Raw genomic sequence first — 17,861 nt, forward strand, 5'->3', positions numbered from 1 at the left:
ACACGCGTCGGCGCACCAGCGGTCCCCGAGCCTGGTCACGGGCCGTGAGCACGGCGGCGAATCCGCTGGGCGGCCGTGCGGGGAGGAACGCCGATTTCGCGCGAAACCGCCGTCCCGCGTGCCTGGCGGTGCCGGTTTCGCGCGAAACCGCCGTAAGGCGTCGCCGCACCGGTGCGCAGGACGCGTGCTCACCGCTCACTCCCCGAACCGGTAGCCGAAGCCGCGGATCGTCACCAGCAGCTCCGGACGGCCCAGCTTGGCGCGCAGCTGCGCGATGTGCACGTCCAGGGACCGCGAGACCGCCAGGTAGGCATCGCCCCAGACCTCGTCCATCAGGCGCTGCCGGTTCACCGCGCTGCCCGCCTCGCCGGCCAGCACCGCGAGCACGTCGAACTCCTTCGGCGTCAGCTCCACGTCGCGGTCGCCGACCCGCACCCGGCGGGTCCGCAGGTCCACCAGCACGTCGCCGACCCGGACCTCGTCGGCGGCCGCGGCCGCCGGGCGACCGCGCCGGGCCACCGCCTCGATGCGGGCCAGCAGCTCCGCCATCCGCACCGGCTTGACCAGGTAGTCGTCCGCGCCGGAACGCAGGCCGCGGACCACCATCCGCTCCTCGCCGCGGGCGGTCAGCACCACCACCGGGATCGGCCCGACCCGGCGCAGCTTCCGCAGCACGTCCAGGCCGTCGGCGTCCGGCAGCCCCAGGTCGAGCAGCACCAGGTCGTGATCCCGGTGCCGGGTCAGCGCGTCCGCGCCGCGCGAGACCCGGGTGGGCTGGTGGCCGTGCGCGGCGAGGACGTCGACGAGCGCATCCGCCACGCCGTCGTCGTCCTCGACGAGAAGCACGCGCACCAGCCACCTCCGAAAGCTCCGCTCCGAGTATGGCGACGCGCCGGATCAGGCCTCCAGACGGGAGTCCTTCGATGTCTCGCGCATCCGCAGGTACACGACCAGCGAGATCAGCACGCAGCCCGAGACGTACCAGAAGAACACCTGCTCCATGCCCGCCGTCTTCAGCCACAGCGCCACGTACTCCGAGGTGCCGCCGAAGATCGCCACCGTCAGCGCGTAGGGCAGGCCGACGCCGAGCGCGCGGATGTTGGTCGGGAACAGCTCCGCCTTCACGATCGCGTTGATCGAGGTGTAGCCGGTGACGATCACCAGACCGCCCAGCATCAGCGCGAACGCCGCGACCGGGTTCTGCGTCGAGCCGAGCAGCGTCATGATCGGCACGGTCAGCACCGTGCCGCAGACGCCGAAGGCCAGCAGCAGCCAGCGGCGGCCGATGCGGTCCGACAGCGCGCCCGCCAGCGGCTGCAGGAACAGGAACACCAGCAGCGCCAGGAAGTTGATCCAGGCCACGGTGCCCTTGTCGATGCCCGAGGTCGCCACCATGTACTTCTGCAGGTAGGTCGTGTACGTGTAGAACGCCACGGTGCCGCCGAGGGTCAGGCCGACGACGAGCAGGCACTCCTTGGGGTGCTGCAGCAGCGCCCTGACGGTGCCGCGCGACTGGTTGCCCTCCGAGGTCTTCTTGTAGCTCTCGGTCTCGTCCATGCCGCGGCGCAGCCACATCACGATCACCGCGCCGACCGCGCCGATCGCGAACGGGATCCGCCACCCCCACGAATCCATCTGCTCGTTGGTGAGCACCAGGAGCAGCACGATCTGCACGCCCAGCGCGGTGAGCTGCCCGGCGACGAGCGTGACGTACTGGAAGCTGGAGTAGAAGCCGCGCTTGCTCGCGGTCGCGACCTCCGACAGGTAAGTCGCCGACGTCGCGTACTCGCCGCCGACCGAGAGGCCCTGCACCAGCCGCGCGAACACGAGCAGCAGCGGCGCGGCGAGGCCGATCGTGTTGTAGCCCGGCGTCAGCGCGATCACCAGCGAGCCGCAGGCCATCAGCGTCACCGAGAGCGTCAGCGCGGCGCGGCGGCCGAAGCGGTCCGCGTAGCGGCCGAGCAGCCAGCCGCCGAGCGGGCGCATCAGGAAGCCGATGGCGAACACGCCCGCGGTGTTGAGCAGCTGGGCGGTCAGGTCGCCCTTCGGGAAGAACGCCGCCGCGAAGTACACGCTGAACGCGGTGTAGGCGTACCAGTCGTACCACTCGATCAAGTTGCCGATCGAGCCGCGAATGACGTTGGCGACCACCCGGCGCTCGCCACCGGAGCGCGCCGCAGCGTCGCGGCCGTGCACCTCAGTTGACATCCGTCCTCCTCCTAGTGAACGGACTCACAGTGCGGAGGCGGGGGATCGACAACAAGAACGGCGGCGTTTCCTTTACGTCTGGTTAACGTGATGCCAACGTGGATGATCACGCTGTGCGGTCGGTGGTTCGTGCGTGTTCCGGAGCGCTGCAGCACTCCGGAACACGCACGACCCCTGGACGAGAGGAGCCTGTCGGAATGCTGCGATCGGGAGGGCTCGACGCGATCGTCGACGTCGACGGGGTGCGGGTCGGGCACGAGCAGCGGCTCGACGAGCACTGGGCCACCGGCACCAGCGTGGTCCTGGTGCCGGAGGGCGCGACGGCGGCGGTGGACGTGCGCGGCGGCGGCCCCGGAACGCGCGAGACGGATGTGCTCGAACCGAGCCACCTGGTGCAGCAGGTGCACGGCGTGGTCCTCACCGGCGGCAGCGCCTACGGCCTGGCGGCGGCCGACGGGGTGATGCGCTGGCTCGGCGAGCGCGGGCACGGCGTGCGGGTCGGCGCCGACCCGTCGCACGTGGTTCCGGTGGTGCCGGGCGCGGTGATCTTCGACGTGCCGATGAGCGACTGGGGCAACCGGCCCGACGCCGGGTTCGGCCACCGGGCCTGCGAGAACGCGACCCGCACCGAGGCCCGGCAGGGCAACGTCGGGGCGGGCACCGGCGCGGTCGTGGGCACGGTGAAGGGCGGCATCGGCACGGCCAGCGCCGTGCTGGACGACGGCACCACCGTCGGCGCGCTCGTGGCCGTCAACGCGGCCGGCTCGGCGATCGACCCGGACACCGGCCTGCCGTGGATCCCGACGCCCGGCCTGCGCCCGCCCGATCCCGCCGAGGTCGAAGCGGGCCGGCGGCTGTTCGGGAAGCGCCCCGGGCGGCGCGGCCCGGTCGAGCGGCCGCTGAACACCACGATCGGCGTGGTCGCCACCGACCTGGAGCTTTCGAAGGCCGAGTGCCGGCGGCTGGCGGTCGCCGCGCAGGACGGGCTGGCCCGCACCGTCCGGCCGGCGCACCTCCTGGTCGACGGCGACACGATGTTCGCGCTGGCCACCGGCACCGGAGCCGCCCTGCCCGCGCCGGGCGAACCGGACTGGGCGGCGCGGCTGGACGCGGTGTGCGCGGTCGCGGCCGACGTCGTCGCGCGGGCGATCGTGCGCGGCGTGCTGGCCGCCGAACCGGTGGATGAGGTGACTTCCTACACGCGCCTCTACCCCTCGGCGCGGGAATGAATCATCGTGTACCTGCGTTTTCGCCCGACGAAGCCGCACCGGTAGCGGGATCTTCCACATCGTGGGAGGCCGGTGCCTCACCTACTAGGATGGTTGCTGTGCTGGTGATCCGACGCGACCTGGTCGATGCGATGGTCGCGCATGCCCGACGGGACCACCCGGACGAGGCGTGCGGCGTGATTACCGGCCCGGAAGGGTCGGACCGCCCGACGCGCCTGATCGAGATGATCAACGCCGAGCGTTCGCCCACCTTCTACCGGTTCGACTCCGCCGAACAGCTGAAGGTGTGGCGCGAGATGGACGAGCGGGACGAGGAGCCGGTGGTCATCTACCACTCGCACACCTCGACCGAGGCGTACCCATCGCGCACGGACGTCTCCTACGCCTCGGAGCCCAACGCGCACTACGTGCTCGTGTCCACCCGGGACCCGAAGACCCATGAGCTGCGTTCCTACCGGATCCTCGACGGTCAGGTGACCGAGGAGCCGGTGGAGGTCGTGGAGTCGTACATGTTCGCCCACACCGGTGCCGACGAGGTCCCAGACCTCGACTGAGCCGCGGCTCGCCCACCAGTGTTCGCGTCCCGATCCCAACGAAGTCCTTCGTGGACAGGAGGTTCCCCAATGGCAATCAAGGTTTCGATCCCCACCATCCTGCGCACCCACACCGGCGGCGAGAAGTCCGTCGAGGCCAAGGGCAACACCGTGGCCGAGGTGATCAACGACCTCGACAGCAACTTCAACGGCCTGAAGGACCGCCTGGTCAAGGAAGGCAATCTGCACCGCTTCGTCAACGTCTACGTCAACGACGAGGACGTGCGCTTCGCGGGCGGCCTGGAGGCCAAGGTCGCCGACGGCGACAGCGTCACCATCCTCCCGGCCGTCGCCGGCGGCATGCGCTGACGGAAATCTGCGGGACCCGCGCCGCACGGCGCGGGTAGCGGAACCTCAGAGGCCTTCTCCCGGCCCCGGCATGGGGGCCGTCCTGAGCGGGAAGGCCTCTGGGAACCCGCGGCGATGCCGGTCGCGAGGTCCGGGCGGCCCGGCACGTGGAGCTCCGCGCCTCGCGGGCGCGGAAGAACTCCACCCGCAGCAGGACATTCCCTCCTGGCGGAGGGCGAGGAGGAGACGCACCGTGGCTCGTTACGACTCGTTGCTGGACGCGCTCGGTGACACCCCGCTGGTGGGGCTGCCCCACCTGTCACCGGCGCCGGACGTCCGGCTGTGGGCCAAGCTGGAAGACCGCAACCCGACCGGTTCGATCAAGGACCGGGCGGCGCTGGCCATGATCGAGGCGGCCGAGAAGGAAGGCCGGCTCACCCACGGCTGCACGATCCTGGAGCCGACCTCCGGCAACACCGGGATCTCGCTGGCGATGGCGGCCAAGCTCAAGGGCTACGGCCTGGTCTGCGTGATGCCGGAGAACACCTCGGAGGAACGCCGCCAGCTGCTGCAGGCATACGGGGCGCGGATCGTCTCCTCGCCCGCGGCCGGCGGCTCGAACCAGGCGGTGGCGGTGGCCAAGGAACTGGCCGAGCAGAACCCGGACTGGGTGATGCTCTACCAGTACGGCAACCCGGCCAACGCCGAAGCGCACTTCCGCACCACCGGACCGGAGATCCTGCGCGACCTGCCGACGGTGACGCACTTCGTGGCCGGGCTGGGCACCACCGGAACCCTGGTCGGGGTCGGCCGCTACCTGCGCCAGCAGAAGCCGGACGTGCAGATCGTCGCGGCGGAACCGCGCTACGGCGAGCTGGTCTACGGCCTGCGCAACCTCGACGAGGGCTTCGTGCCGGAGCTGTACGACCCGGACGTGCTGACGCGCCGGTTCTCGGTCGGCTCCTACGACGCGCTGCGCCGCACCCGCCAGCTGCTGGAGAGCGAAGGCATCTTCGCGGGCATCTCCACCGGCGGTGTGCTGCACGCGGCGCTGACGATCGCGGAAAAGGCTGCGGCAGAAGGAGAATCGGCGGACATCGCGTTCGTGGTGGCGGACGCGGGCTGGAAGTACCTCTCGACGGGCGCCTACAGCGGCACCCTCGACGAGGCGGCCCAACGCCTCGAAGGCCAACTCTGGGCGTAAGCCCGGCGGACGAGCTCCCCGAGGAGCACCTCTGCCCCGCCAGGTCAAAGGTGTTCCCCACCCGCGTCGTTGCACAGTTTCAATGAGGTTTTTCCAACCTCGTTCTGCGTGGCGGTGCGGGTGGCGGAACCTCAGAGGCTCCCTGGTCTGTGGGTGCCCCTCCTGATGTATGTCCAATACACGGCGGAGGGGCCGTCCTCGCCAGGAAGCCTCTGAGAACCCGCGGCGGTGCGAGCTGCGTAGGTGGGCTATGCGCCTGCGGCGCATGCGACACCTCATCGACGTGTGGCTTTGCGACCCGCGGTTGCGGGCCGACCAGGATGAAAAAGGCTCAATTGAAACTGTGGAACAGTTTCAATTGAAACCTCCCTCCAAGGGTCCGCAATTTCCATTGAAATCGAAGAAGTTGTCCACATCCTCCGGTGTGTCGGACCCACGACACGCCGAAGACTGTGGACAACCCGCAATTTCCATTGAAATTGAACCTTCGATTTCAATGGAAATTGCGGTGTACGGGTCGGGAGTCTGGTGGGTCAGCCGGTGAAGGCGAAGGGGCGGGTGCCGGTGCCGATGTTCGGGAGGACCAGCAGGGCGCCGTCCGCCTCGGCCGGGTCCGGGACGCCGTCGCGGGCCGTTGTGACGTACAGGTCCGTGAGGTCCGGGCCGCCGAAGCAGCAGTCCGTCGGGCGGCGCGCCGGCAGCGGGATCGTCCGCTCCAGCTCGCCTTCCGCGGTGTAGCAGCGAATTTCGCCCCGGTCGCGCACCACGACCCAGATCCGGCCCGCGTCGTCGACGCACAGGCCGCCCGGTTCGCCGTCGACGTCGCAGAGCGCCCGGTGGTTGCCGGCCGCACCGGCGACGAGGTCGAAGTCCAGCACGTCGATGCGCCGCGCCGCGCCGTCCGACAGGTACATCCGGGTGTCGTCCGGGCTCCAGCCGATGCCGTGCCCGGCGACCAGGTCGGGCACCGCGATCTTCGCCGCGCCGTCCGCCGTCACGCGGGCCAGCCAACCCCCGGTGCCCAGCGTCGTCGCCCACAGCCGGCCCTTGCGGTCGATCGTCGTCGCCCCGGCCTGGACGCCGTCGCGGGCCCAGTAGGCCAGCCAGGTGCGCTGTTCACCGCCGGCGTCGTACAGGGCGATGCCTTCGGCCAGGTGCAGCACCAGCCCGCCGCGGCTGCGCGGTTTCGCGGCGCCGACCTGCTGGGGCAGCCCCATCACGTGATCGGCCTGCCCGGGCACGTAGCGGTGCGCGGTGTGGGCGGGCGCGTCGGTCCAGAGCAGCGTGTCGGTGCCGACGTCCCAGGTCGGTGCTTGTCCGGACCGCGCCTCCGCGGGCACCGCGATGTCGACCTGGGCTTGCACGAGGCACCTTTCGGGGGACGATCACGACGATCCGGGACTTTACGGGGCGACTCTTGCTGATCATGGCTCGGCCTCGGTGACGTGCGACGCACGGCAAATATCGGGGTCATCCCCGAGACCTGGGGGGATTCCGCCGCGTAACCTCGTTGGTGTGAACCGACTGCCTGAACGCCGCCGGGCACGAGTGCTGCCCCAGAATCCGCTGCGAGCCGCTGTCGGGATGCTCATCGCCGTCGCGGCGCTCTACGGCATCGAGTTCTACGACGCCGCGACCCCTGCTTCGAGCCTCGACGCCTACGGCATCGAGCCGCGGGACGTCGACGGCCTGGGCGGCATCGTGTGGGCGCCGCTGCTGCACGCCGGGTGGGGACACCTGTGGGCGAACACGCTGCCGTTCCTGGTGCTCGGCTGGCTGGTGCTGGCCGGCGGGCTGCGGCAGTTCATCGCGGTGACCGCGACGGTCTGGATCGTCGGCGGCATCGGCACCTGGCTGGTCGGCGCGCCCGGGGTGCACGTCGGCGCGTCCGGCGTGATCTTCGGCTGGATGGTGTTCCTGCTGCTGCGCGGCTTCTTCCAGCGCAGCTTCGCGCAGATCCTGGTCGCGGTGGCGCTGTTCTTCTACTGGGGCGGCATGTTGTGGGGCGTGCTGCCCGGCCAGCCCGGCATCTCCTGGGAGGGCCACCTATTCGGCGCGCTGGGTGGGGTGCTCGCGGCCTGGATGGTGGCGCGCAGCACTCGTCGGCAGGTCGCCGAACCCGCGCCTGGCAAACTGGCCGAGTGACTGACGCCCCGATCGGGATCTTCGACTCCGGCCTCGGTGGGCTGACCGTGACCCGAGCGGTCATGGACCAGTTGCCGGCCGAAACGGTGCACTACGTCGGCGACACCGCCAACGCCCCGTACGGCCCGATGCCGCTGGCCGAGATCCGCGCCCGCACCCTCGCGATCACCGACTCGCTGGTCGACGAGGGCGTGAAGATGCTGGTGATCGCCTGCAACACCGCGTCGGCGGCCTGCCTGCGCGACGCCCGGGAGCGGTACGAGATCCCGGTGGTCGAGGTGGTCCTGCCCGCGGTGCGGCGGGCCGTGGCGACGACCCGCAACGGCCGGGTCGGCGTGATCGGCACCAAGGCCACCATCCACTCCCGCGCCTACGACGACGCGTTCACCGCCGCCCGGGACATCACGCTCACCACGGTCGCGTGCCCGCGCTTCGTGGAGTTCGTCGAGCGCGGCATCACCAGCGGCAGGCAGATCCTCGGCCTGGCGCAGAGCTACCTGGACCCGCTGCAGCAGGCCGACGTCGACACCCTGGTGCTCGGCTGCACGCACTACCCGATGCTCACCGGCGTGCTGCAGCTCGCGATGGGCGACCACGTGACGCTGGTCTCCAGCGCGGAGGAGACGGCCAAGGACGTGCTGCGGGCGCTCACCGAGAACGACCTGCTCGCGGACCCGGAGACGGTGCCCGAGCACGAGTTCCGGGCTACTGGCGCGCCGGACCGGTTCGCCCGGTTGGCGGCTCGCTTCCTGGGTCCGGCCGTGGTGGCCGATGCCGTTCGGCCGCTCACCGTGTCAAGCTCCATCGCATGAAGCTGACGATCCTCGGTTGTTCCGGCAGCTTTCCCGGCCCGGACTCGCCGTCGTCCGGATACCTGCTGGAGTCCGGCGGCACGCGCATCGCGCTCGACCTCGGCAACGGCACGCTCGGCGCGATGCAGCGGTTCGTCGACCCGTTCCAGCTCGACGCGGTGTTCTTCAGCCACCTGCACCCGGACCACTGCGCGGACTTCGCCGCGCTGACGGTGCTGCGGCGCTACCACCCGAACCCGCCGCACGACCCGACCGCGCGGCGGCTGCGGGTGATCGCGCCCGAGAACGCCCCGGAGCGGTTCGCGGCCCTCTACGCGCCGGACGCGGCCGAGCGGGCCGAGACCGATCTGTCCGATGTGTTCGAGTTCACCCCGATCGCGGCGGAGCCGGTGCGCGTCGGCCCGTTCGAGGTGCAGGCGGTGCCCATGGCGCACCTGTGCGCGTCGTGGGGATTCCGCGTGGCGGCCGAGGGCAAGGTGCTGGCCTACACCGGTGACACCGGGCCGTGCCCGCAGCTGACCGAGCTCGCCGCGGACGCCGATGTGCTGCTGTCGGAGGCGTCCTGGGCGGACTTCCCGGACGCGCCCGAGGGCGTGCACCTGTCCGGGCGCCAGGCGGCCGAGGTGGCGAAGGCGGCCCGAGCCCGCCGCCTGCTGCTCACGCACATCGTGCCGTGGGCGGACCGCGAGGAGATCCTCGCCGAGGCGAAGGCGGCGTTCGACGGCCCGACCGAGCTCGTCGCCGCCGACCGCACCTACGACGTCTAGGCACCCGCGACGGGTCCGCTGCCGGGCGGGCTTAGGGTTGGGGGCGTGGCACGAGCGGATGGGCGGAGCGACGACCAGCTCCGAGAGGTGCGGATCACGCGCGGATACCAGGACTGGCCGGCTGGTTCGGTGCTGGTGGAGTTCGGCAAGACCCGGGTGTTGTGCGCGGCCAGCGTCCAGGAGGGCGTCCCGCGCTGGCGGACCGGCTCCGGGCTCGGCTGGGTGACCGCCGAGTACGCGATGCTGCCGTCGTCGACGAACACCCGCAGCGCCCGCGAGTCGGTGAAGGGCCGCATCGGCGGCCGCACGCACGAGATCAGCCGGCTGATCGGCCGCTCGCTACGGGCCTGCATCGACCTGGCGGCGCTCGGCGAGAACACCATCACGCTGGACTGCGACGTGATCCAGGCCGACGGCGGCACCCGCACCGCCGCGATCACCGGCGCCTACGTGGCGCTGGCCGACGCGGTGACGTGGCTGGGCGCGGCCGGTCGCCTGTCCGACCCGAAGCCGCTGTCCTGCTCGGTCGCGGCGGTGAGCGTCGGCGTGGTGGACGGCCGGGTGCGGCTGGACCTGCCCTACGAGGAGGACTCCCGCGCCGAGGTGGACATGAACGTGGTGGCCACCGACCACGGCACCCTGGTGGAGGTGCAGGGCACCGGCGAGGGCGCCACCTACACGCGGTCCACGATGGACAAGATGATCGACTTCGCGCTGGACGGCTGCGCCAAGCTGGCCGAGCTCCAGTCGGCGGCGCTGGCCGAGCCCTACCCGGGCGAACTCCCGGGGAGCGCGGCATGACGCGAGTGCTGCTGGCCACCCGGAACCAGAAGAAGCTGGTGGAACTGCGCCGGATCCTCGCCGCCGAGGGCGTGACCGGAGTGGAGGTCATCGGCCTGGCCGACGTCCCGGAGTTCCCGGAGGCGCCGGAGACGGGCGCGACGTTCGAGGAGAACGCGGTGGCCAAGGCCGCGGACGCGGCGAAGGCCACCGGCCTGCCGGCGATCGCGGACGATTCGGGCATCGCGGTCGACGCGCTCAACGGGATGCCGGGAGTCCTGTCGGCCCGCTGGTCGGGCGAGCACGGGGACGACCAGGCGAACCTGGACCTGCTGCTGGGCCAGCTCGCGGACGTCCCGGACGAGCGCCGCGGGGCGGCGTTCGTGTCGGCGTCGGCGCTGGTGCTGCCGGACGGCGCGGAAACCGTGGTGCGCGGCGAGTGGCGGGGCACGGTGATCCGGGAAGAGCGCGGGGCCAACGGCTTCGGCTACGACCCGATCTTCGTCCCGGAAGGCGAAACCCGGACCAGCGCGGAGCTGTCGCCGGAGGAGAAGGACGCGGACTCCCACCGAGGCCGGGCACTGCGCCTCCTCCTCCCGGCCATCCGCGAACTCGCGGGCTAGAGCGCGCGGTCAGACCCGGCGGACGGTGCCGGGTCGCAACAGCGGGATGCCCTTCACCCGGTCCTTCGCGCCCACGATCACCCGGATGTCGCGTCCGGCCATCGGTGACAGGTCGAGGCCGGGGCGGGTGCCGCGGAGGTGCACGGTGCGCAGGCGCGGCATCCGCCGCAACGCCTCCACGCTGGTCAACGACGGGCAGTCGATGATCTCCAGGCGCCGGAGGTCCGGCAGTGCGCCCAGCGCCGCGAGGTCGGTGATCCAGCACCTGTTGAACAGGACCCGCCGCAGCTCGGGGAACGACTCGTAGGTGCGGTCGAAGACGTCTGCGGTCACGCAGTCGTGGATGTGCAGCTCCCGCAGGCGGGGCAGCGAGGTCAGGTCCGACAGGAAGCCGATCTTGCGCGGGTTCTGCAGGCTGAGCACCTCCAGGTCGGCGCTGTTGGTGATGGGTGCGTAGTCGGTCACCCCCTGCAGCTCGAACAGCCACAGCTCCCGCAGCCGTGGCAGGTTGTCCAGGAAGTCCAGCCGGTCCGGTCCGGGGCGCTGCGCGAAGAAGAGGTGCCGGAGCCCGGATAGTTCGCGCAGGACGTCGTGATCGGCCCAGCTCGTCGAGTTGCTCAGCAGCAGGTAGGTCAGCTCCGGGTGGTCGCGCAGCGGGCGCAGCGACACCGGGGTGCGGCTGTAGGCGTTGATCGCGGAGATCGGCATGTCGCGCGGGAGGAATTCCAGGTCGTCGATCTCCTCCCGGATCCGCAGCGAAACCCGTTGCAGCGCGGCGACTTTCGCCAGGTGCGGTAGTTGGTCCAGGTTGCGCACCGCGAGGTGGCCGCCGTTCAGCGGGGCGTGCGCGAGCACTCGCTCGGCGAACGCCTGCGGCTCGAACAGCTCCCATGCCGCCGCGATCTCGTCCTGCACCTCGCCGCGCGGATCCACCGCGTACTCGGCGAGCCGCTCCAGCGCCGCCGGGCCGTTGATCAGCGCAGCCGTGCGCACGCACGCCACCGCCTGCGCCGCGGAGAGCTCTCCGGTGCGTTCGGGCAGGTAGCTCAGCAGGGCCTCGCCCACGGTCGCCAGGGACTGGCTCTCCCGGGTGTTGCGCGGCGGGACCAGGCTGCCGATCGCGGCCTCCAAGCGGTCCACCATGGACACCGGCAGGTCGTCGAGGGATTCCTGGCAGGTGGCGATCAGCAGCAGCAGGCGGCGGCGCTGCTTCACGTTCGACTGCTCCGCGCGGTCGAGCAGGCCGGTCAGCAGGTCCGCGCGACGCGGCCGCGTCAGCAGGCCCGCCGCCATGATCACGGTCTCCCGCCACTGGTCGGAGTGCGCGTTGTCCACCAGCAGCGGGACGTGCTCCTCCGCTGCGATCTCGCGCGCGGCGAGGAATTCCTGGAAGGTCCGGTGCACGAAGTCGATGCGGTCCTCGGCGGGTTCGCGGACGACCCCGCTGCGCTCCACCAGGTAGTCCAGGCAGTCCTCGGCCCGGCAGGTCACCCCGGGCATGGTCGGCAGCTTCCGCTCGATGCGGCGCAAGGCGTTGTCGCGGTCGATCTCCGCGCGGCCGTTGAGGTTCAGCCAGAACGCCAGGTCCTGCAGCAGCACCAGCTTCTGCGCGTAGGTCAGGTCGATCTCGTGCCGGATGCCGCGCAGGGATTCCCGCCGGACCAGCAGCATCTCCAGCGCCGCCTCGTAGAGGTTCTTGCGATCGCGCGGCAGGTCGCCGCCGCGATCGAGGTTCAACGCGCACAACATCGCGCACAGCAGCGGGCTGCGCGCCAGGTTGCGCAGGTGCGGACGGGCGTCGAGCTTCGCGATCAGGCCGCGCTGGTGGGCCCGGACCTCGGCCCGGTCGAACGGCAGCGCATCGACTTCGGAGTCGAGCAGCGCCTGGTGCCAGCGCCGCAGGAACTCGTGGACGTCGGAGGCGGTCATGTGCTCCAGATCGACCGCGGTGAAACCTTCGGCGCGCAGCCACGTGGTGCTCGCCGCGGCCGGTCGCGCGGTCACCACGACGGCGGTGCCCGGGTAGCTCTGCAGCACGTTGCCGAGCCAGTCGCGGACCCGGCCGCGCTCGTCCTCGACGAGCTCGTCCACGCCGTCGGCCAGCAGCAGCACCTCACCGGCGATCAGCCGCCGGTGCACCCAGCCGGCCGGGACCGGGCCGACCAGCGGGCTCCGCGGCTCGGACAGGAACTCCTCCGGGTGCGGCAGCGGGCGGTCGGCGTAGCTGCGGAGCTTGATCAGCACCGGCACGCGGCCGTTCCACTTCTGCAGCGCGCCGGTGAAGCCGTTGCGCGCGGCCTGCACCGCGATCCAGCGCAGCAGCGTGCTCTTGCCCGAACCGGCCTCCCCGCGCACCAGCGTGAGTTCGGCCCTGCTCAGCGCGGCTTCGACCCGCATCGACTCGTTGCGGTGCTTCTGCTGCGCGGACCACGGGTCGTTGCGGTGCCGTCCCTCGTCGACGCTGAGGCTGAGGTAGGCCACGGAAAGCCGGGTCTTGGGGCGGAAGTTGCGGATGCTGACGCCGATCAGCTCCAGGTCGTCGTTGTGCTTGGCGACGAGGTCGAGGTAGCGGGCGCGGAACTGCTCGTCGTGGTCGGCCCCGGCCGGTGCGTCCAGGCTGGTGACCGGTAATCGTGCCAGGATCCGGTCGATGCCGGACAGGACGGCGGATGCGCGCCGGAGGGTCTCCTCGGCCAGGCGCGAGTCGTATTCGGGCAGCTCGCGGACCAGGTGCACCAGTTGCACGCAGCTCTGGTCCAGGGCGCGATCGAACAGCGCTTGCGCGTCCGCACCGAGCCCGGCCCGGGCGGTTGCGTCGGGCACCTGGTCGCGGACGCGCATGGCGAGCGAGATCGGGTGCAGGTCCGCGCCGAGGAGCACGGCGTCGGAGAGGTCCGCGTCCGCAAGGGCGTCCACGACCGCATCGAGGGCGGCGAGGCGCTCGTTCTCCGCCAGCTCGGCGAATTCCCTCGCGCACAGCTCTTCCAGCTGTTCCCCGGCGAGCTCGCCGACCTCATCGAGCTTGCGGCGAAGTGCGCGGCGGTCCCGTTCGCGGAGCCCGCCGAAGCGCTGCGCGATCAGCTCGGTGAGCTCCGCACCTCGGCGGTTCTCCGTCTTCCTGCTGGTCAACCAGGCAGTGGCGACGTGCTTGACGACGGTTCCGCCGACGCGCAGGAAGGCCGTTTCGAGTCCGGACACGCCAACCCCCTCAGGCAGACTCCGCTGCCGATCTTCGCGGGAATCGCAGGTTTCGGACAAATCCGCTGGTCAACTGTGGTGGCCGGTGGCGCGGGAAAGGAGGGCTCGGCAGGGGCTGTGGTGCGCGCGGTGTGACGGGCGGTCGTCGTGACGGGACCCTCCACATCCGGATTCTGGGCAATTCCATTTAATTCGGATTTAGTGCGCCGATGCGACATCTCGTTGTTCTTGATCTTTTTCGCCCCTTGTTTCCGCGGCATTGGGGGAGTCGGATTTCTGAGTAGGGTGGGGTAATGAGCCGAGGTGTTCGACGGCGGGAATTCGTCCGTTTTCGGGTTTGTGTTGCTGGTGTTGTTCTCGGGGCATTGGTCGGGATTGCCGGCTGCTCCCCGGGCGGCGGTGGGCAGGGTGCCGCGCCGCCTCCGAAGCCGGCGCCGGTCGTCGACATCACGGCCGCCGGGGGCGACCAGGTGAACCCGACCACGCCGATCGACGTGCGGGTTCAGAACGGCAAGCTCACCGCCGTCACCGTGACCAATCCCGACGGCAAGCAGGTCGCCGGGCAGATGGCCGACGGTCAGACGGGCTGGCGCACCACCGAGGTGCTCGCCTACGACAAGGTCTACGACGTGGCCGCCACGGTCGTCGACGGCGACGGGAAGAGCACCACGCAGCACAAGGCGATCCACACGCTCGCCCCCGAGGCGCAGGCCTACCCGAGCGTGGTCCCGGCGCCCTCCACCCACGACTTCGGCGTCGGGCAGCCCATCGTCGTCCGGTTCGACCACGCCATCAAGGACCACGTCGCAGCGGAGAAGGCGCTGCAGATCAGCAGCGCTCCCGACCAGCCCGGCGGCTGGTACTGGATTTCCGACAAGGAAGTGCACTACCGGCCGCAGAACTACTGGCAGCCGGGCACCAAGATCACGTTGAAGATCAACCTCTACGGCGTGGACCTGGGCGGCGGGGTTTACGGGGAGACCGACCGCAGCATCGACTTCGCGGTGCACGATTCCTGGGTCGCGAAGGCCGACGGAAATACCGAGCAGATGCAGATCTTCCACAACGGTCAGCTCGTCAACACGATGCCCATCAGCATGGGCAAGGACATCACCCCGACCCACGTCGGCGCGCACGTCATCTCGGACAAGCACGAGAAGTACACGATGGACTCCTGCACGTACGGCGTGTGCCCGCCCGACCCGAAGGCGTACCGGTCCGACGAGTTCTTCGCCGAACGCATCTCCAACGACGGGGAGTTCGTGCACGAGAACCCGGCCAGCGTCGCGCAGCAGGGCAGCGCCAACGTCTCGCACGGCTGCATCAACCTCGACCAGGCCAACGCGCAGTGGTTCTTCGAGCACTTCGGGCTCGGCGACGTCGTCGAGGTCACCAACTCCGGCGGCCCGGCGCTGCCGGTGTGGGACACCTACGGCGACTGGGCGTTGTCCTGGGACAAGTGGCAGGCCGGCAGCGCCCTCCACTAGACGATTGATTGAGGTTTTCCAACCTCGTTTTGCTTGTCGGTGCAGGTGGCGGACTTGTGTATGTCCCATGCGCGGCATCGGGGCTGTCCTCGCGAGAAGCCCCGCGGCGGTGCCGGTCGCGGGGGTGGGCCAAGCGCTACGCGCTTGCGACAGCTCACCCCGCTGGTGCGTGAGGCGTCGCGGCTGCGGACCCAATAGGAATCAAACATCTAGCGGCGGTGTCGGTAGCCTCGTCCGGGTGGGAGTGGTCGAGCGGATCTGGCGGTACCCGATCAAGTCGACCGGCGGTGAGCCGCTGCACCGGGTGGACGTCGATGCGCGGGGGCTGCTCGGGGACCGGCTCTTCGCGGTGCGCGACGCCGAGGGCAAGTTCGGGTCGGGGAAGAACACCCGCCGCTTCCGGCGGATGCCCGGCCTGCTGGAGCTGCGCTCCCGCTACCTGGACGACGCCGACGAGCCGGAGCTGCTGGATTCGCACGGCACCGTCGTCGTGGACCCGACGGCCTACCTCCGCGGCTACCTCGGCCGCGACGACGTCGAGGTAGCGCGCGAGGCGGCCGTCTCCCACTTCGACCAGCTCCCGCTGAGCGTCCTGACCACCGCCACCCTCGACTGGGTGCGCTCGGTGGTCCCGGGCGTGCCGGTCGACGAGCGGCGCTTCCGGCCGAACCTCCTGGTTCGCACGCCGCCGGGCACCCCGCCCTTCGCGGAGGACGAGTGGTTCGGGAGCAAGGCGCGGATCGGCGGCCTGTGCGTCGAATTCGTGCGATCCAGCGAGCGGTGCGCGATGGTCAACGAGGCCCAGCGGGACCTCCCGCACTCGGCGCAGGTGCTGCGGGCCATCGCCGAGGAGCACAACACCCGCCTGGACGCCCTGGCGACGGTCGTGACCCCGGGACCGGTGCAGGTCGGGGACGCCGTCGTACTCCTCTAACGCCTGCCGCGAAAGCAACGGCTGCCGTTCCAGCTGCTCAGATGCCGTGCGTACTTTGTGTTGTTATAGCGGCACAAAGTACGCACGGGGTCAGCCGCCTGTCGGAACCCAGTTGCCGTGGAAGCCGTTGGGGACCCGGTCCGGGAGCTGGACCTCCGCCACCGTCTCCAGGGTTTCCGCGTCCAGCAGGAGCAGGTCGCTGCGCTCCTCCGCCGCCGAAAAGCGCAGGCCCATCAGGACTCCGTCGTCCTCCGCCGCGTCCGGGGTCCTCGGCTCGAAGACGAACTCGCCGACCTGGTTGCCCTCGCCGAAGCTGCGGGTTTCCGTCTTCCCGGTCGTCGTGTCGTGCTTGAACAGGGTGTCGTCGCCGACCGCGTAGCCGTAGCGGTGGCGCTTGCCGACCAGCCGCTCGTCCACGCGCGGGAACTCCTGCTGGCGGTCGTCGAGGCGCTCCTCCCGGACCCGCCCGGACTTGAAGTCCACCGTCCAGCGGTCCAGCGTCGGGGCTCCCTCGGACGGGCCGTGCAGGTCCGCGTCGAAGACCTTCGCGTGCCGCACGATCTCCAGCACGAGGCCGGTTTCGGTCTCATAAGCGTTCAGCGGGTGGAAGACGTAGCACGGCTCGACGTCGAACCAGCGGACGTCGCGCGCACCGCCGGCGCGCGGCATCACGCCGATCCGCGCCGGGTAGCGCGGGTTCCAGCGGTACGGGAACGACCGGTTCGCCGGGGTGAAGCGCGCCATCCGCGCCGTGATCGGGTCCGGCACCCGGACCCGGCCGATCAGCGCGGACACCACCAGCTGGGCCGGGCGGCGCAGCCACGCCGGAACGGTGCCCTCGACCGCCTGGCGCGCGTCGAAGCTCACCGGCAGGTCGTAGAACACCACGTGGTTCTCGGTCAGCGAGAAGTCGTGCATCATCGGGCTGCCGGACACGGCCACGTCGACCGTGCGACGGGCGCGCCCGTCCGCCCCGATCACCGAGTACTGCACCGTGTTGCCGCGGCCGAAGAAGTACGACACCGCGTGCAGTTCGCCGGTTTCCGGATCGCGCTTGGGATGCGCGGTGTAGCCACCCGGCAGCGTGCCGTCGAAGTCGCACGGGCCGACGGTGTCCAGCTCGTCGGTCAGCTCGTAGTTCGTCGCCCCGCCCTCGACCAGGGCGAGCGTGCGCCCGGCGTGGCCGACGATGTTGGTGTTCGCGCCGAGGATGTCGAGGCCGGCGCGGGGGTTGCGCGGGCGCGGCGGTTCGCCGAGCGCCTGGGTGGTGGCGGGGGAGCGGACCCAGCGGTTGCGGTACCACTCGGCCTTCCCGTCGCGGAGCCGGATTCCGTGCACCATCCCGTCGCCCATGAACCAGTTGTAGGTGTCCGGGTCGATCTCGGAGATCGGGTTGGGGCCGTTGCGGAGGTAGCGGCCGTCGAGGTGGTCGGGGATCTCGCCGATGACGGGCAGGTCGGTGCAGGTGTGCTCCTGCCGGATCGGTGCGTAGTTGCCTTGCGTGAACGGGTTGTCCATGGTGAACACGCTCCTGCGAGGTTGTGTAACACTGTTATGGAAAGATAACGGCGTTACCGGAGGGGCGCAACGGCC

16 protein-coding genes are annotated in these 17,861 nt (G+C 70.6%); 11 read left to right on the plus strand and 5 right to left on the minus strand.

The genetic code is table 11. The annotated features are described in order from the left end of the window. Positions 1-195: 195 nt before the first annotated feature. Both ACWEV3_RS41895 and ACWEV3_RS41900 read right to left on the minus strand, forming a co-directional pair. Positions 196-852: a response regulator transcription factor gene (locus ACWEV3_RS41895; protein WP_093261950.1), complete on the minus strand. Its 657-nt coding sequence runs from the start codon at positions 850-852 to the stop codon at positions 196-198. 45 nt (positions 853-897) lie between these two features. Continuing rightward, the gene (locus tag ACWEV3_RS41900) at positions 898-2,208 is read right to left on the minus strand and encodes an MFS transporter (protein ID WP_452619237.1); all 1,311 of its coding nucleotides are present in this window, start codon (positions 2,206-2,208) and stop codon (positions 898-900) included. Between the two features lie 197 nt (positions 2,209-2,405). Here ACWEV3_RS41900 and ACWEV3_RS41905 point away from each other — a divergent pair, with 197 nt between their 5' ends. The 4 genes from ACWEV3_RS41905 to ACWEV3_RS41920 all read left to right on the plus strand — a co-directional run bounded on the left by ACWEV3_RS41905 (position 2,406) and on the right by ACWEV3_RS41920 (position 5,522). Continuing rightward, complete coding sequence (locus ACWEV3_RS41905; protein ID WP_452619238.1) at positions 2,406-3,437, plus strand: P1 family peptidase; 1,032 nt, start codon at positions 2,406-2,408, stop codon at positions 3,435-3,437. Between the two features lie 98 nt (positions 3,438-3,535). Next, positions 3,536-3,991, plus strand: a complete 456-nt coding sequence (locus ACWEV3_RS41910) for a M67 family metallopeptidase (protein WP_358304495.1) — start codon at positions 3,536-3,538, stop codon at positions 3,989-3,991. Between the two features lie 69 nt (positions 3,992-4,060). Then, a complete protein-coding gene (locus ACWEV3_RS41915; RefSeq protein ID WP_358385211.1) occupies positions 4,061-4,339 on the plus strand; it encodes a MoaD family protein in 279 nt (92 codons plus the stop codon). 232 nt (positions 4,340-4,571) lie between these two features. Then, positions 4,572-5,522 carry a PLP-dependent cysteine synthase family protein gene (locus ACWEV3_RS41920; protein ID WP_132482501.1) on the plus strand — a complete coding sequence of 317 codons (951 nt, stop codon included), beginning with the start codon at positions 4,572-4,574 and terminating at the stop codon, positions 5,520-5,522. Positions 5,523-6,055: 533 nt separating this feature from the next. On the opposite strand, the gene ACWEV3_RS41925 is transcribed toward ACWEV3_RS41920, so the two are convergent. Beyond that, positions 6,056-6,886 (minus strand): SMP-30/gluconolactonase/LRE family protein, encoded by an 831-nt coding sequence (locus ACWEV3_RS41925; protein ID WP_452619239.1) that lies wholly within the window; start codon positions 6,884-6,886, stop codon positions 6,056-6,058. Positions 6,887-7,070: 184 nt separating this feature from the next. Between ACWEV3_RS41925 and ACWEV3_RS41930 the strand changes: the two genes are divergently transcribed. The 5 genes from ACWEV3_RS41930 to rdgB are packed head-to-tail and all read left to right on the plus strand — an operon-like array spanning position 7,071 to position 10,649. Next, positions 7,071-7,667 (plus strand): rhomboid family intramembrane serine protease, encoded by a 597-nt coding sequence (locus ACWEV3_RS41930; protein WP_452619261.1) that lies wholly within the window; start codon positions 7,071-7,073, stop codon positions 7,665-7,667. Next, positions 7,664-8,479, plus strand: coding sequence for a glutamate racemase (gene murI / locus ACWEV3_RS41935; protein ID WP_452619240.1), 816 nt, complete (start codon positions 7,664-7,666; stop codon positions 8,477-8,479). Before ACWEV3_RS41930 ends, murI begins: the two co-directional genes overlap by 4 nt. Further along, complete coding sequence (locus tag ACWEV3_RS41940) at positions 8,476-9,246, plus strand: MBL fold metallo-hydrolase (protein WP_452619241.1); 771 nt, start codon at positions 8,476-8,478, stop codon at positions 9,244-9,246. Before murI ends, ACWEV3_RS41940 begins: the two co-directional genes overlap by 4 nt. Before the next feature lie 45 nt (positions 9,247-9,291). Next, on the plus strand, positions 9,292-10,047 hold the full coding sequence (gene rph, locus ACWEV3_RS41945) for a ribonuclease PH (RefSeq protein WP_358576377.1): 756 nt from the start codon (positions 9,292-9,294) through the stop codon (positions 10,045-10,047). After that, on the plus strand, positions 10,044-10,649 hold the full coding sequence (gene rdgB / locus ACWEV3_RS41950) for an RdgB/HAM1 family non-canonical purine NTP pyrophosphatase (RefSeq protein ID WP_452619242.1): 606 nt from the start codon (positions 10,044-10,046) through the stop codon (positions 10,647-10,649). Before rph ends, rdgB begins: the two co-directional genes overlap by 4 nt. A 9-nt stretch (positions 10,650-10,658) precedes the next feature. Here rdgB and ACWEV3_RS41955 read toward each other — a convergent pair whose 3' ends face one another. Next, entirely contained in the window at positions 10,659-13,847 is a 3,189-nt protein-coding gene (locus ACWEV3_RS41955) for an NACHT domain-containing protein (protein WP_452619243.1), read from the minus strand. Between the two features lie 365 nt (positions 13,848-14,212). Between ACWEV3_RS41955 and ACWEV3_RS41960 the strand changes: the two genes are divergently transcribed. Together ACWEV3_RS41960 and ACWEV3_RS41965 are read left to right on the plus strand one after the other, a co-directional pair. Beyond that, positions 14,213-15,334 (plus strand): L,D-transpeptidase, encoded by a 1,122-nt coding sequence (locus ACWEV3_RS41960; protein ID WP_452619244.1) that lies wholly within the window; start codon positions 14,213-14,215, stop codon positions 15,332-15,334. A gap of 238 nt (positions 15,335-15,572) precedes the next feature. Continuing rightward, the gene (locus ACWEV3_RS41965) at positions 15,573-16,268 is read left to right on the plus strand and encodes an MOSC domain-containing protein (RefSeq protein WP_452619245.1); all 696 of its coding nucleotides are present in this window, start codon (positions 15,573-15,575) and stop codon (positions 16,266-16,268) included. 90 nt (positions 16,269-16,358) lie between these two features. Here ACWEV3_RS41965 and ACWEV3_RS41970 read toward each other — a convergent pair whose 3' ends face one another. Beyond that, complete coding sequence (locus ACWEV3_RS41970) at positions 16,359-17,786, minus strand: carotenoid oxygenase family protein (protein ID WP_452619246.1); 1,428 nt, start codon at positions 17,784-17,786, stop codon at positions 16,359-16,361. Positions 17,787-17,861: the final 75 nt, after the last annotated feature.

Source organism: Saccharopolyspora sp. NPDC003752 (genome assembly GCF_053605825.1).

Excerpts from the sequence above, each read along its gene's own strand:
- ACWEV3_RS41900 (WP_452619237.1), bottom strand. The coding sequence starts at position 2,208 with ATGTCAACTGAGGTGCACGGCCGCGACGCTGCGGCGCGCTCCGGTGGC.
- ACWEV3_RS41905 (WP_452619238.1), top strand. The coding sequence starts at position 2,406 with ATGCTGCGATCGGGAGGGCTCGACGCGATCGTCGACGTCGACGGGGTG.
- ACWEV3_RS41915 (WP_358385211.1), top strand. The coding sequence starts at position 4,061 with ATGGCAATCAAGGTTTCGATCCCCACCATCCTGCGCACCCACACCGGC.
- ACWEV3_RS41940 (WP_452619241.1), top strand. The coding sequence starts at position 8,476 with ATGAAGCTGACGATCCTCGGTTGTTCCGGCAGCTTTCCCGGCCCGGAC.
- rdgB (WP_452619242.1), top strand. The coding sequence starts at position 10,044 with ATGACGCGAGTGCTGCTGGCCACCCGGAACCAGAAGAAGCTGGTGGAA.
- ACWEV3_RS41970 (WP_452619246.1), bottom strand. The coding sequence starts at position 17,786 with ATGGACAACCCGTTCACGCAAGGCAACTACGCACCGATCCGGCAGGAG.